The organism is Kitasatospora sp. NPDC088391 (assembly GCF_044753345.1).
Classification (GTDB): domain Bacteria; phylum Actinomycetota; class Actinomycetes; order Streptomycetales; family Streptomycetaceae; genus Kitasatospora.
In genome coordinates, this window is record NZ_JBIVNB010000002.1 from 738928 (window position 1) to 752162 (window position 13235).

Genomic DNA, 13235 nt, shown 5'->3' on the forward strand with positions numbered 1-13235 from the left:
GTGGTGCGCGGGCCGCCCGGCCCGGCGAGGCGCGGGCGGCCCGGGGTGGCGCACCGTCAGAGCGTGTCGGTCAGGTGCTCGGGCCGCACCGGGATGCGGGTGAGCGCCTTGCCGGTGGCCTGCCGGATCGCCGCGACGATCGAGGGCGTCGCGGAGACGGTGGGGGCCTCGCCGACGCCGCGCAGGCCGTAGGGGGCGTGCGGGTCGGGGAGTTCGAGGAGCTGCACCGGGATCGGCGGGGTGTCCAGGATGGTCGGGATCAGGTAGTCGGTGAAGGAGGCGTTGCGCACCTTGCCGTCCCGCAGCACGATCTCCTCCATCACGGCCAGGCCGAGCGCCTGCGTGCAGCCGCCCTGGATCTGCCCGACCACCGAGAGCGGGTTCAGCGCCTTGCCGACGTCCTGGACGGCCGTCAGCTCGACCACCTTCACCAGGCCCAGTTCGACGTCGACGTCGACCACGGCCCGGTTGGCGCAGAAGGTGTACTGGACGTGGCCGAAGCCCTGCCCGGTCTCCTTGTCGAACGGGACGGTGGGGCGGTGCCGGTGCTCCCGGGTCTGCTCGATCACGTCCTCGCCGAGCAGGTCGACGATCGGCACCAGCACGCCCGCCGAGGCCGACACCACCTTGCTGCCGGCCAGCGACAGGTCGGTCCGGGTCCAGCCGTAGCGCCGCCGGCCGCGCTCCAGCAGCTCGTGCCGGACCGCCTCCGCCGCGAGCTTCACCGCGCCGCCGGTCATGTACGTCTGCCGGGACGCGGAGGTCGAACCCGCCGAGCCGACCTCGGTGTTGGCGGGATGGATGGTGACCTGCTCGACGCCCAGCTCGGTGCGGGCGATCTGGGCGTGCACGGTGACGCCGCCCTGCCCGACCTCGGCCATCGCGGTGTGCACCATGGCGACCGGCTCGCCGCCGATCACCTCCAGCCGGACCTTCGCCGTCGAGTAGTCGTCGAAGCCCTCGGAGAAGCCGACGTTCTTGATGCCCACCGAGTAGCCGACGCCCCGCACGATGCCCTCGCCGTGCGAGCTGTTCGACAGCGCGCCCGGCAGGGTGCGGACGTCCAGGTGCTCCGGGTCCAGCGGCGGCGGCAGCGGCATGTCCTTGACCCGCTGGAGCAGTTCGGCGACCGGCGCGGGCGCGTCGATCTCCTGCCCGGTCGGCATCCGGTCGCCCTGCGCGACGGCGTTCAGCTGCCGCAGCTCCACCGGGTCCATGCCGAGCGCCTCGGCCAGCCTGTCCATCTGCGACTCGTAGCCGAACGCGGCCTGCACCGCGCCGAAGCCGCGCATCGCCCCGCAGGACGGGTTGTTGGAGTACAGCGCGATCGCGTGCATCCGCACGTTCGGGATCACGTACGGGCCGTGGCCCAGCGAGGCCGCGTTGCCGACCACGGCGGGGGAGGCGGAGGCGTACGCGCCGCCGTCCAGCACGATCCGGCAGTCCGCGAACACCAGCCTGCCGTCCCGGGTCGCGCCGTGCTCGTAGCGCATCCGTGCCGGGTGCCGGTGCACGTGCCCGAAGAAGGACTCGTCGCGCGAGTACACGATCTTGACGGGCTTTCCGGTGCGCAGCGCCAGCAGGCAGGCGTGGATCTGCATCGACAGGTCCTCGCGGCCGCCGAACGCCCCGCCCACGCCCGCCAGCGTCAGGCGGACCCGCTCCGGTGGCAGGCCCAGCACGGGCGCCATCTGCTGGCGGTCCACGTGCAGCCACTGGGTGGCGACGTACAGGTCGACGCCGCCGTCCTCGGCCGGCACCGCGAGGCCCGACTCCGGGCCCAGGAACGCCTGGTCCTGCATGCCGACCTCGTACTCGCCGGAGACGACCACGTCCGCCAGCGCCCGCACCTCGTCGGTCACGCCCAGGCCGGAGACCAGCCGCTGCTCGTGGCAGACGTTGCCGTGGGCGTGCGACCTGTACTCGTGCGGCTCGTGCACGTAGCCGTGCACCTCCGGGTGCAGGCACTGCTCCTCGGTGGTGATCGGGGTCAGCACCTCGTACTCGACCCTGATCTTCTTCGCCGCGCGCCGCGCCGTCTCCGGGTGGTCGGCGGCCACCAGGGCGATCGCCTCGCCGTGGTAGCGGACCTTGTCGATCGCCAGGACCGGCTGGTCGGCGATCTCCAGGCCGTAGTACTTCTCGCCCGGGACGTCCTCGTGGGTCAGCACCGCGTACACGCCGGGGACGGCCAGCGCCGCCGAGACGTCCACGGACAGGATGTTCGCCCGGGGGTGCGGGGAGCGCAGCGCCGTGCCCCACAGCATGTCCTCGTGCCACAGGTCCGAGGAGTACGCGAACTCGCCGCGCACCTTCAGGACGCCGTCCGGGCGCAGCGGCGAGCCGCCGATCCCGTCCTTCGACGACTGGTGGATGTTCTGCAGGTTCTTCTCGCCCCGCACCGTACGGGCCGTCACTTCTCCGCACCCCCGCCGGAGCCGGCGCAGATCCGGGCCGAGGCCAGCCGCACCGCGTCCATGATCTTCTCGTAGCCGGTGCAGCGGCACAGGTTGCCCGACAGCGCCTCCCGGATGTCGGTGTCGGACGGCTGCGGGTCGCGCGCCAGCAGCGCGTCGGTCTGCACCAGCAGGCCCGGCGTGCAGAAGCCGCACTGCACGGCCCCCGCGTCCACGAACGCCCGCTGGACCGGGCCCAGTTCGCCGTCCGGGCCGCCCAGGCCCTCCACGGTGCGCACCTCGCGGCCCTGCACCTGGCCCGCCGCCACCAGGCAGGAGCAGACCGGCACCCCGTCCAGGTAGACCGTGCACGAGCCGCACTCGCCCTGCTCGCAGGCGTTCTTCGAGCCGGGCAGGCCGACCCGCTCGCGCAGGACGTACAGCAGCGACTCGCCCTCCCACACGTCGTCGGCCTCCACCGGCTTCCCGTTCGCGCTGAACGTGACCCTCATGCCGCGCTCCTGATCTGCTTGCCGTAGTCGTTCCAACACCACGTCAGGGTGCGCCGGGCCAGCACGGCCAGCGCGTGCCGCCGGTACGCGGCGGTCCCCCGGACGTCGTCGATCGGCGAGGCCGCCTCCCGCACCAGCTCGCCGAAGCGCCGCACCACCTCCGGGCCCAGCAGGCCGCCCGACTCCCACAGGCCGCGCGCCGCCAGCTCCCCGGCCAGGTACTCCTCGGCCGCCACCGCCCGGCGCGGCGTCGGCGCGGCCGAGCCGATGCCGGTGCCGACCGTGCCGTCCTTCGGGTGCAGCGCGAAGCCGAACGCGCAGACCGCGATCACCATCGCGTTCCGGGTGCCGATCTTCGAGAACTGCTGCGGCCCGTCCGCGACCGGGATGCGCACCGCCCGGATCAGCTCGTCCGGCGCCAGACTGTTGCGCTTCACGCCGACGTAGAACTCGTCGATCGGGATCAGCCGCGTCCCGCGCACCGACTCCGCCTCCACGGACACGTCCCGGCCCGCCGCCAGCAGCGCCGGGTGCGCGTCGCCGGCCGGCGAGGCCGCGCCCAGGTTGCCGCCGACACTGCCCCGGTTGCGGATCTGCGGCGACCCCACCGTGTGCGCGGCCAGCGCCAGCCCCGGCAGCGGCCCCGACAGTTCCTCGATGATCCGGGCGTACGGCACCGCCGCACCCAGCCGGACCACCGCGCCGTCGTCCGACCACTCGGCCAGCTCGGTGACGCGGTTCAGGTCGAGGATCGCGGACGGCCGGCGCACGTCGAAGTTCAACTCGACCATGACGTCCGTGCCGCCGGAGACCGGCAGCGCGGCGGGGTGCTCGGCCTTCGCCGCGAGTGCCTCGTCCCAGCTCGCGGGCCGAAGGAACTCCATGCGGGTAACTCCTCAAGTCGTCGCCGACCGGACGCGGGCACTGCGCCCTTGCCGGCGCCCGCGGCCGGGGCCGGTCGGGTGCCGCGGTGCAGCCCGGCGGCGTGTTGGCCAGTGAACCGCTGTGACGGGGACCACTGGCAGTCACCGATGGCATGAGCCCCGGCGGTGGCCCGTGGCACCGTCCTGTACGTTCCTCCAAGATGGACGATCCGCCCGTTCAGGTCGTGCACACTGGGCCGTCCCGGCCCTCGCCGCCACCCTCACAGACCACAAGGAGGGCCCGCCCATGCGCGTCCGCGACCTGCTCGCCCCCGGCGCCCCCCGGCTGCGCCTGCTCGCCGGCGAGGACGAGCTCGACCGGCAGGTCACCGGCGTGATGACCACCGACCTCCAGGACCCGGGCCGCTACCTGCACGGCGGCGAACTCGTCCTCACCGGCATGCTCTGGCGCACCGACCCCGCCGACTCCGAGCGCTTCGTCCGCACCCTGGCCGGTGCCGGGGCCGCCGCGCTCGGCGCCGGCCAGGTCGAGGTCGGCCCCGTCCCCGACGACCTCGCCGCCGCCTGCCGCCGGCACCGGCTGCCGCTGCTCGCCGTCCCCGACGACGTCGCCTTCGGCGCCGTCACCGAGTACGTCGGCCGCCAGGTCTCCGCCGACCGGGCCGCCGACCTCGCCGCCCTGGTCGACCGGCACCGCCTGCTGGTCTCCGCCGCCGGGGCCGGCGGCCTCGACGCCGTCCTCGACCTGCTCGGCGGCGACCTCGACCTCGACTGCTGGGTGCTCACCCCCACCGGCCGGGTCGTCGCCGGACCGGCCGACCACCTGACGCCCGCCGACCGCGACCGGCTCGCCCGCGCCCACCTCGCCGCCCAGCGCGGCCGCCGCCGCCCCCCGCACCGGGTCCGGCTCGCCGACCGCACCTACTCGCTGCTGCCCGCCGCCGCCGAGGGCGCCGAGGAGTCCCCGCTCGCCGACTGGATCCTCGCCGTCGCCGGCGACGTCACCGAGTGGACGCCCAAGCGCCAGCAGCTCGCCGACAACCTCGCCCGCCTGGTCGCCGCCGAACGCGCCCGCCGCGACGAGGGCGGCCGGCTGCGCCGCCGGATCGCCGACGAGGTGCTCGCCCTGCTCCAGCGCGACGCCGACCCCGCCGAGACCGGCCGCGCCCTGCACACCGCCACCACCATGGCCGTCCGCTACGAGGGCGCCGCCGAACCCCCCGGCACCGACCCGCAGTGGCTGGTGCTGTCCGCCGACGCCACCGGCCTGCCCGACGGCGCGCTCCGCCCGATCCTCGAGGAGGCGCTGGCCGGCGCCACCGACCGGGCGCTGACCGCCGCCCTCGGCCGCACCGGCGCCGTCGCCGTCCTCCCCGCCCTGGACGCCGCCGTCCCCGCCGACGCCGTCCGCGACCTGCTCGCCCCGCTGGAGGCCGGCCTCGGCTCCGAGGGCCGGATCACCGTCGGCGTCTGCGCCCCCGCCGCCGAGTCCGGCGGCCTGCGCGGCGCCCTGGAGGAGGCCCGGCACGCCCGCCGGATCGCCGCCGCCCGGGTCGGCCGGGTCTGCGTCGCCGGCCCCGAGGAACTCGCCTCGCACGTCCTGCTGCTGGCCGCCGTCCCCGACGAGGTCCGGCGCGCCTTCCGCTCCCGCCTGCTCGACACCGTCATCGCCTACGACCTGGAGCACCAGGCCGACCTGGTCCGTACCCTCGAAGCCTTCCTCCGCTCCGACGGCTCCTGGACCCGCTGCGCCGCCCGGCTGCACGTGCACGTCAACACGCTGCGCTACCGGATCGGCCGGATCGAGGAGCTGACCGGCCGCGACCTGTCCCGGCTGGAGGACCGGGTCGACTTCTACCTGGCCCTGGAACTGGCCCAGTGAACGCCGCGGCTCACCATGGCAACTGCCTCGCCCAGTCGCCCCGGAGGCGGTAGGAGCGCCCGTCCTCGACCTCCTGCACCCCGCCGGGGAGGACGGCGCCGTGGTACGGGTACCGCTCGGACACCGTCGCCAGCAGGAACGCCAGGAAGCCGCCCTCGAACAGGTCCCACTCCTGCCTCGCGTGGAACCTGGCGGCGACCGGCCAGCGGTCCGGGTCCGGGCCCCGCATCAGCCAGAAGAAATAGTCCGAGTTGTAGTTGTTGCCCCACCTGAGCAGCCCGTGCTCGGCCGGGAACAACGGGTACGGGCACTCCTCGTGGTCCCCGTCCCGATGGGCCTCGGCGAGCCAGGCGCAGTATCCGTACGGGTTCGTCGTGCCGTACAGGAACCCCTCGAAGCCGAGCGGTGCGTCGGCCTCGACCCCGCGCGCTCCCGACGGCGTGCGGACGTGCAGTTCGCCGCTGATGCTGACCGACCCGTACCGGTCGACGAACGCCCGGTAGTCCAGCGGCAGTTGAAAACCCATCACCCCGGGGCCGAGCTCCCACGGCACCGGTGCCACCCCGCCCTCCGGCGGCGGCCCGAGCACCGTGCCCAGCCGGTCCAGCATCTCCTCGACGTCCATGTCCACTCCTGTCGGCCGCCCGCTCCTGCGGGACGGCTAGTCTGCGAGGTTCACGAGTCCGGCCTGGATGTACATGGCGTTCTCCACCGCCGTCGCCGCGAAGTCCCGGAACGCCCCGGTGGTGGCGTCCCACGCGTACAGTGCCATGTACCACTTGTACGGAATGGTGCTGCCGGGGTTCCTGTACTGCGGACGCACGCTGTACAGCACACAGCCTCCGTCCATGCTCCTCCCGGCCCTGCTCTCGAAGGCCCGCATGCTGTTGGTGATGGTGCCGCCGGTCGCCTGGTTGATGTTGGCCCCCACCTGGAAACACGGCGTCAGATTCCGCTCGTCCTTTGTTCCGCCCGCCATCTTCGGCACGGAGTGGCAGCGGGCGAGGACATCGCCCGGGCGCAGTCCGAGAGCGGTGGCCCGCGCCTCGGCGTCCGTCCAGCCCCGGATGGTGCCGGCCGCGTCCTGACCCCTGTTCCTGGAATCGGGCTTCCCCTCGAGACAGGCCCGGACCCCCCGGTTGCGGCCCTTGTCGTCCGCCGGCAGGTAGTCGACCCAGCCGCCGCCCTGCAGGTCCGTGGCACCCGACGGCTTCAGGTCCTTGCAGGCACTGATCCTCCGGTCGCCGTCCCCCTCGGCAGCCGGATCGCCGTGCCCCGCTCCGGAGGCCGGGGAGCCCCCGGGGGCCGGGCTGCCGCTTCCCGGGGCGGGCGCCGGGGCGGCTGCGGGGGCCTCGTCCACCGTTGTGACCTCGTCGACAGGGAGCCGCGCGCCGTTCTGGTACGCGACCAGGCCGCCGGAACCGAGGGCCGCCGGGGCCGGGGCGGTCGACGGGGCGTCGGCGGCGGCCGGGGCCCGCACCTGTACCGCCGTGTAGTGGCCGTTCGGTTTGCGGACCAGGCCGTCGTAGCCGACCGCGGGGCTGCCCAGGGCGGCCGCCTGCGCGGGGGAGAGCCGCCGGACGGCGTCGGGCGTCAGGTACGCCGTGCCCGGGCGCGCCTCGACGGTGCCGCCGTGCTGCTTCGCGTACTGGGCCAGCGCGGCGGTCCTGGGCTGCCGGTCGGGACTGTCCCCGGGGTCCTCGTCCTGGCCGGCCGACCGGTTGCCGGCCTGCGGAGCCGGGGCGGGCGCGTCACCGCCCCGGTCCATGGCGGCCACCGGGTCGGCCGGGGCGGAGTCGAAGCTCTGCACCACCTGCGCCATCTGTATGATCAACTGCTGCGCCTGGGAATGGAGTTGCTGCCCCTTCGCCCTGAGCGCGGCGGCCTTCGAATCGTTGGCCGCGGCGGCGCTGTCGAGCTGCGAGGACCTGGCGTCGACCTGGGCGGCCTCCTGCCGGATCTGGTTCTGCTCGCCCTGGACCCGGTCCTCGACGGCGTTCTCCTGGTCCCTCTTGGCCTCCAACTGGCGCGCTTCGGCGTTGTAGGCGGCGACTGCGCCCGCACCCTGGACCGTGCCCTGCTTCGCGTTGTGGGCGGTGATCTCCTCGTCCACGGCCTTCGCGCGCTCGTTGTGGCTGCTGATCTCCTGGTTCACCGCGGCGACCCTGGCGTTGAGCGCCGCCTTGCTGTCGCGGACGGCGGCGGCCTCCTTGGTGATCCGCTCCGCCTCGGCGACCACCGCCTTCTCCTGCTGCGCCTGCTCCGCCGCCTGTCGGTTGGCGTCCTCGGCCCCCGCCAACAGGGCCGCCACGGCGGCCTCGTAGCCCCGGGGCGCCACCAGCGGAGCGGGGGCGACGGCTCCCGCCGCGGCCGTCACCGCCGCGGCACCGGTCGCCGTGACCGTCTGCGTCACCGCGACGAGGAACGGTGCCAGGAGCGCCACCAGCACGAGGTGCAGGACCCGGCGCGGCATCCACCGGCGGCGCGCGGCCTTCGTGCGCGCGGGCGCGGTCATCCGGTCACCCGGCCGGCCAGCGCGTCGGCGATCATGAAGGCGGTGGGTCCGCCGTCACCGGCCTGGCAGACGGAGACCTGTATCAGACCGGTGCCCTTCACCCGGGCCTGGTGGGAGCAGGACCAGTTCGCGGTGTCGCCCTGCGTGGCGGTCCACGCCACCGCGTCCTCGGCGGCGGGGTGCGTCGCGTAGGTCCACTTCGAGGTGCGTCCGGCCTGGTCGGCGAGGGTCGAGGACGGGCACTTGGCGAGGCCCTCGGTGAGCGTCCGGAAGGCCGCGGTCGCCTTCGCGCCGTCCGGGAACACGCCGACCACCTGGTTGACGGTGTAGCTGCCCGAGCCCGCGGCGTCCTGGTAGGTCGCCGACAGGAAGGCCTTCCACGCCTGCCCATAGACCGACTGCGTCGTCGGCCCGGCGGCGACGGCGCAGTCCGCCGGGGCCGTGGCGAGCGGCGGGTGGGGCCGGTTCGACTCGGGCCCGGCCACCACCGTCGTCCCGACCAGTTCGCTGACGCCGTCGGTGCCGAGCAGGTCCGCCTGGACGGTCCCTTCGGTGATGTGCGGCGGGAGGCCCGTCGGTTGTTGCGGCCAGAACCACCACCCGATGCCGGCCAGCAGCAGGCAGGGCACCAGCGCGGCCACCAGCAGCCGCCAGTGGCGCAGCACCCCGGCTCCCCGGCGCGCCGCCCGCGCCCCGGGCGGCGGCACCGGCCTGCCCGGCGGCACCGGCCTGCCCGGCGGCACCGGCCTGCCCGGCGGCACCGGCCTGCCCGGCGGCACCGGCGGCGGGGTCACCGGCCCGGTCGGCGGCTGCCCGCCCGTCCCGGCGGCCGGCCGCGCGGGTACGGACGGTGCCGAACCGCCGCCGCTGCCGCCGCCGTTGCCGCCGCCGGGTCCGAGCGGGGGCGGTACCGCGCGCGGGGTCTGCTGCCAGGTGGGCGGTGCCGGTGCGGCCGGGCCCTGGTTCCAGTAGTGCTTCGTCATGTCGCCCTCCTCGTGGGGGTGTCGGGGCCGTCGTCGTTCACCGGCCGCACGAGGCGGCCAGCATCAGCAGCAGGAACAGCACGGCGAGGGCGCCGAGGCAGCCGAGGCAGCCGTTGCCCTCCGGGTTCTTGGTGTTGGTCTCGACCGTTCCGCCGGGGTACAGGCCGGGGTGGCGGTCGGCGTAGTGCGCGACCTGGTCCCGCTCGCCCTGGGACTCGGTGCCCCAGGAGGTCTTGAAGCCGCACTCGCCGCACCGGTAGCGGTATGCCATGTCGGGTCCTCGAACTTCGTCGGTGGGATGGTGGATCGGTCGACGCGCGGCGGCGGGGTCAGCGCCAGCGCCAGCAGACGGTGTAACCGAGGGCGGGGAAGTCGTTGGAACGCCAGTAGACGGAGGCGTCCTGGCCGCAGAACGCCGGGTAGTTCGGCGTGTCGGTGCGTCCGGTGACGTAGACGTTGGAGCGGTCGCAACTGCCGACGTTGGTGAACGTGGAGCCCGACTTGGACAGGCATTCGCGGACGGTGGCGTAGCCGGCGTCGTCCGGGAACACCATGGACAGGCACTGCAGGGCGTCCCGCCCCGCGCCCCTGGGGCCGGAGACCGTCCGCCACTGGTTGTAGTGCGGCCAGCCGTCGCACTTGGAGTGGTCGTCGGTGCCGTAGTAGACGGCGAGCACCTTGAAGACGCCGGTCCGGCAGGACAGCAGCGACCACGGGCCGGTGCCGTTCGGCCCGAAGACGCAGTCGCCCTGTCCGGCGTGGTACGAGTCCCCGCCGGAACTCTGGTAGCTGAGGCACAGGACCCGCGAGTAGCGGGTGGAGCTGACGCTCTCGTCGTTGTCGCGCACGCCGGCGCAGCCGTTCAGGTCGGTGCTGCCCTCGTTGATCCGGACGACCTTGTACGACCCGCCGGTGCAGGCGGTCGCGGTGAGGTCGGCGTGACCACTGGTCCCGGTGTCGAAGAAGCAGTCGCCGAGGTCCGCGAGGGCGACCGGATCGGTCGGGCTCGGACTCGGGGTGGGCGTCGGGCTCGGGCTCGGGGTGGGCGTCGGGACGGGCGTCGGCGTCGGGCCCGGGGGCTCCGGACGGGGGCTGCCGGTGACCGGGTCGGGCAGTGGGGGCCGGTACGAGCCGCCGACGGCAGACGGCCGTCGGCTGTCCGCCGGTCGCGGATCGTCGTGGTGGGCCGCGTACAGCAGCACCACGGCCACGACGGCGGCCACGGCGGCGAGCACCTTACCGATCCCGGCCGCCGTGCTGCCCGCCCCCGTGCTGCCCGAGGTCGGCCCGGTCGGCCCGCCCCCGCCGTTGACGGGCGGTTTCGGCCCGGCCGGCGGCTTCGGCTTCGCGCCGGCGGCGGCTTTCGCTCCGCGGCCGGGCTTCGACGCGCCGGACGCGGAGGCCAGTTGCTCGGCCCAGGCGGCGGGTGCCGGCCGGGCGGCCGGGTCCGTCCCGAGCGAGGCGCGGGCCAGCGCCCCGAGGGCCGGGTCGACCGCCGCCAGTGCCGCCGGATCGGTCGCGCCCTGGTCCCGGGCGAAGAGGCGGACGGCGAGCAGGGCGAGCTTGTGGGTGTCGCTGTGCCGGGTCCCCCGTTCCTCGCCCGGCGGGACCTGCCAGTCGGGGGTCTCGGCCTGCGGCAGCACCGTCGCGCCGTCGGTCCGGGCCGCGTCGCAGTCGATGAGGAAGCACTCGGGCCGCGGCCCGAGGGCGAAGAGCAGGTTCTTCGGCGAGAGGTCGCCGACGGCGACGCCGAAGCGGTGCAGCCGGTCGAGGGTGGTGGCGAGGTCGGCGAGCAGCAGCAGCCGGTCCCGGTCGGTGACGGTCAGTCCGATGCCGGCGACGTAGGCGTCCGGGTTGAGGAGGTACTCCAGGGTGGCGAGCCGGGGCGGGCCCTGGTTGCCGGTCGCCATGGTCCGGAGCGTGAAGCGGAAGCGGTCGGGGACGGCCCGCATCAGGAACCCGCAGGTCTGCCCGCCGCGCCGGACCACGGCGGCCGGCCAGGCGGTCTTCTCGCACAGCCAGCGCCCCTGTTCACCGGTCAGCCGGGTGGGCAGCGCGACCGCGGCGGCCAGCGCGGCGGCGTCCACCTGCGGCAGTACCGAGGGGGCGTACTCCTTGTAGACCACCTCCCAACCACCGTCGGCCGCCGACTCGTTGATGCGCTTGTTGCGCACCCGGTGGACCGTTCCCTGGCCGCCGCGGCCGAGTTCCCCGCCCAGGGCGAGCGCGGCGAAATCGACCGGGGCGGTCGGTCCCGCGCTCACCCGCGCCCCTCGGCCCGGGGCCAGACCGCCAGCAGGGTCCGGTCGTCGTCGAAGGTCTCCCGGGTGAAGTCCAGCACGTGGCCGAGCCACAACGGTGGCGGGGGCGAGCCGAGTTGACGGGTGAACAGCTCCCCGACCCGGCCGTCCCCCTCGCCGAGCGGATCGCCGAACCCGTCGGTGCCGACCAGCAGCACCCAAGGCTCGGCCAGCCGTCCGACCGCGCTCTCCGGCCGGTCCGGGACCAGGGGGAGCGGCGAGACCTCGTTGCCGACCAGCGGCGTGCCCGGTACGGCCTTGCCCCCGAACAGCGGGTGGTAGCCGCCGCCGACCCGGTCGAGGAGCCACGCCCCGGAGTCGCCGATCCGGAACACCTCGGCCTCCAGGGCCTCGCCCGCGACCCGGACCACCCCCGCCACCAGGGTGGTCGCGTACAGCCGGGTCACCTCGGCGACCTGCGGTGCGGCGATGCCCAGCCGCCACCGGGCCAGTTCGCGCAGCCGTTCCGCGGCGTACGACGCGACGTCGGCGCCGTCCAGCCGCTGCGCGCCCCGGTCGAGCAGGTGCAGGATGCGCTCGACGGCGGCCCGGCACGCCTCGACGGCGCCCTGGTGGGACTCGGTGGCGCTGGACACGCCGTCGGCGACCGCGAAGACGACGCTGCCGGTGGCCTCGTGCACGGCGGCGCGCGCCGCGTCCTGGCGCGGCTGCCGGTAGTAGCGGTGCTTGGCGCCGCGCACGGACGCGAACCGCAGCGTGAGCCGGTCGGTGGACCAGCCCTCGCACTCGCTGTCCGGGAAGTCGAAGGCGTACTGGCCGGGCGGCCGGGCCTCGAACTCCAGGCCCGGCACGTCCACGGTGATCCGCTGCCAAGGAGCCGGGTCCGGCCCGCCCGCCCGGGGCGGTCCGGCGGGCCCGGGGGGCGCCGTCGGCGGCGCGGGCTCCGGGTCGTCCCGGCGGGCCGGCGTCACCGGCCGACCTCGTCGATGGCCATGGTGAACTGGTCGGGCCGGTTCACCACCAACTGCGGGGCGGCCGAGTTCAGGGCGTGCCCGGAGGCCACCAGGCTCATGGTGAGCGAGTGGAAGAACTCCGAGATCGCCCGGCCGACGTCGGTGCCGGACTTGGCGAGGAAGGCGAACTCGGGGCGGGTCGCGACGTCGACCATGGTCTGCGCCCGGGCGTCGCCCAGGCCGCAGGCGATGATGTTCGGCGCGGTCGGCGTGCGGTCCCGGTCGGTCAGCTCCGCGTGCGGCGCGCGCCAGGATGAGCCGTCGGTGGGCTGGCCGTCGCTGAGCAGGAAGACCACCGGGCGGTGCACCCGGTAGCCCTCGCCGCGCAGCCACTTCACGTCGCCGGGGATCCGCTGCAGCAGGTCCTCGAAGACGGCCCGGTAGTTGGTCACTCCCCGGATCACCAGCCGGGGCACCGTGGTCTCGGTGCGCATGTCGGCCACCGCGAGCCGGACCTGGACGTCGTCGGAGAAGCCCAGCACCGCCAGCCGGAGTTTGGCCGCGACCATCGGCTCCGCCCGCAGCCCCTCGCACAGCGACGCCACCCCGTCCCCCAACTCCCGCTGGTACGGCGCCATCGAACCCGACTCGTCGGCCACCACATAGGCCGGCAGCAGGACACCCTTCGCCTCCGCCATCGCAAACACCGCCTCCCTCGATCCGTGCACCGGTCCCGCGGACGGGGCGGCCCGGCCGGGCGACGGGGTGCGTCGCGAAGACCCGGCAACCGCCGTCCGCACCACCGATGCTGACGTCGCGTCAGTGAAGTTCCCAGGTCACGGCACCGGT

Annotated in this window: 11 protein-coding genes; 1 reads left to right on the top strand and 10 read right to left on the bottom strand. The window is 74.8% G+C overall.

Annotation, left to right across the window (positions count from 1 at the left end):
- Nucleotides 1–56: 56 nt before the first annotated feature.
- Genes pucD through ACIQBJ_RS07725 form a run of 3 tightly spaced genes read right to left on the bottom strand, consistent with a single transcriptional unit; the run spans nucleotide 57 to nucleotide 3792 of the window.
- A complete protein-coding gene (gene pucD, locus ACIQBJ_RS07715) occupies nucleotides 57–2417 on the bottom strand; it encodes a xanthine dehydrogenase subunit D (RefSeq protein WP_400705240.1) in 2361 nt (786 codons plus the stop codon).
- Complete coding sequence (locus tag ACIQBJ_RS07720) at nucleotides 2414–2908, bottom strand: (2Fe-2S)-binding protein (protein ID WP_400705243.1); 495 nt, start codon at nucleotides 2906–2908, stop codon at nucleotides 2414–2416. Before ACIQBJ_RS07720 ends, pucD begins: the two co-directional genes overlap by 4 nt.
- On the bottom strand, nucleotides 2905–3792 hold the full coding sequence (locus ACIQBJ_RS07725) for an FAD binding domain-containing protein (RefSeq protein ID WP_400705246.1): 888 nt from the start codon (nucleotides 3790–3792) through the stop codon (nucleotides 2905–2907). Before ACIQBJ_RS07725 ends, ACIQBJ_RS07720 begins: the two co-directional genes overlap by 4 nt.
- A 286-nt stretch (nucleotides 3793–4078) precedes the next feature.
- On the opposite strand from ACIQBJ_RS07725, the gene ACIQBJ_RS07730 reads away from it, so the two are divergent.
- On the top strand, nucleotides 4079–5674 hold the full coding sequence (locus ACIQBJ_RS07730) for a PucR family transcriptional regulator (protein ID WP_400705249.1): 1596 nt from the start codon (nucleotides 4079–4081) through the stop codon (nucleotides 5672–5674).
- A 10-nt stretch (nucleotides 5675–5684) separates the two neighbouring features.
- On the opposite strand, the gene ACIQBJ_RS07735 is transcribed toward ACIQBJ_RS07730, so the two are convergent.
- From ACIQBJ_RS07735 to ACIQBJ_RS07765, 7 genes are read right to left on the bottom strand one after another with little or no spacing between them, the layout of a single operon-like run.
- Complete coding sequence (locus ACIQBJ_RS07735; RefSeq protein ID WP_400705252.1) at nucleotides 5685–6299, bottom strand: hypothetical protein; 615 nt, start codon at nucleotides 6297–6299, stop codon at nucleotides 5685–5687.
- Nucleotides 6300–6335: 36 nt separating this feature from the next.
- Entirely contained in the window at nucleotides 6336–8189 is a 1854-nt protein-coding gene (locus ACIQBJ_RS07740) for a hypothetical protein (protein WP_400705255.1), read from the bottom strand.
- Nucleotides 8186–9172 (bottom strand): sensor domain-containing protein, encoded by a 987-nt coding sequence (locus ACIQBJ_RS07745; protein WP_400705258.1) that lies wholly within the window; start codon nucleotides 9170–9172, stop codon nucleotides 8186–8188. The genes ACIQBJ_RS07740 and ACIQBJ_RS07745 overlap by 4 nt, the downstream gene beginning before the upstream one ends.
- Nucleotides 9173–9209: 37 nt before the next feature.
- The gene (locus ACIQBJ_RS07750; RefSeq protein WP_400705261.1) at nucleotides 9210–9443 is read right to left on the bottom strand and encodes a hypothetical protein; all 234 of its coding nucleotides are present in this window, start codon (nucleotides 9441–9443) and stop codon (nucleotides 9210–9212) included.
- Nucleotides 9444–9501: 58 nt separating this feature from the next.
- Nucleotides 9502–11436: a hypothetical protein gene (locus tag ACIQBJ_RS07755; protein WP_400705264.1), complete on the bottom strand. Its 1935-nt coding sequence runs from the start codon at nucleotides 11434–11436 to the stop codon at nucleotides 9502–9504.
- On the bottom strand, nucleotides 11433–12404 hold the full coding sequence (locus tag ACIQBJ_RS07760) for a protein phosphatase 2C domain-containing protein (protein WP_400705267.1): 972 nt from the start codon (nucleotides 12402–12404) through the stop codon (nucleotides 11433–11435). Before ACIQBJ_RS07760 ends, ACIQBJ_RS07755 begins: the two co-directional genes overlap by 4 nt.
- Nucleotides 12401–13084: a hypothetical protein gene (locus ACIQBJ_RS07765; RefSeq protein WP_400705270.1), complete on the bottom strand. Its 684-nt coding sequence runs from the start codon at nucleotides 13082–13084 to the stop codon at nucleotides 12401–12403. Before ACIQBJ_RS07765 ends, ACIQBJ_RS07760 begins: the two co-directional genes overlap by 4 nt.
- Nucleotides 13085–13235 lie beyond the last annotated feature (151 nt).

What these genes read in the sequence shown, in the direction of transcription:
- ACIQBJ_RS07750 (WP_400705261.1), bottom strand. Translation starts at nt 9,443, where the DNA reads ATGGCATACCGCTACCGGTGCGGCGAGTGCGGCTTCAAGACCTCCTGG.
- ACIQBJ_RS07765 (WP_400705270.1), bottom strand. Translation starts at nt 13,084, where the DNA reads ATGGCGGAGGCGAAGGGTGTCCTGCTGCCGGCCTATGTGGTGGCCGAC.
- ACIQBJ_RS07745 (WP_400705258.1), bottom strand. Translation starts at nt 9,172, where the DNA reads ATGACGAAGCACTACTGGAACCAGGGCCCGGCCGCACCGGCACCGCCC.
- ACIQBJ_RS07725 (WP_400705246.1), bottom strand. Translation starts at nt 3,792, where the DNA reads ATGGAGTTCCTTCGGCCCGCGAGCTGGGACGAGGCACTCGCGGCGAAG.
- ACIQBJ_RS07730 (WP_400705249.1), top strand. Translation starts at nt 4,079, where the DNA reads ATGCGCGTCCGCGACCTGCTCGCCCCCGGCGCCCCCCGGCTGCGCCTG.
- ACIQBJ_RS07735 (WP_400705252.1), bottom strand. Translation starts at nt 6,299, where the DNA reads ATGGACGTCGAGGAGATGCTGGACCGGCTGGGCACGGTGCTCGGGCCG.
- ACIQBJ_RS07720 (WP_400705243.1), bottom strand. Translation starts at nt 2,908, where the DNA reads ATGAGGGTCACGTTCAGCGCGAACGGGAAGCCGGTGGAGGCCGACGAC.
- ACIQBJ_RS07740 (WP_400705255.1), bottom strand. Translation starts at nt 8,189, where the DNA reads ATGACCGCGCCCGCGCGCACGAAGGCCGCGCGCCGCCGGTGGATGCCG.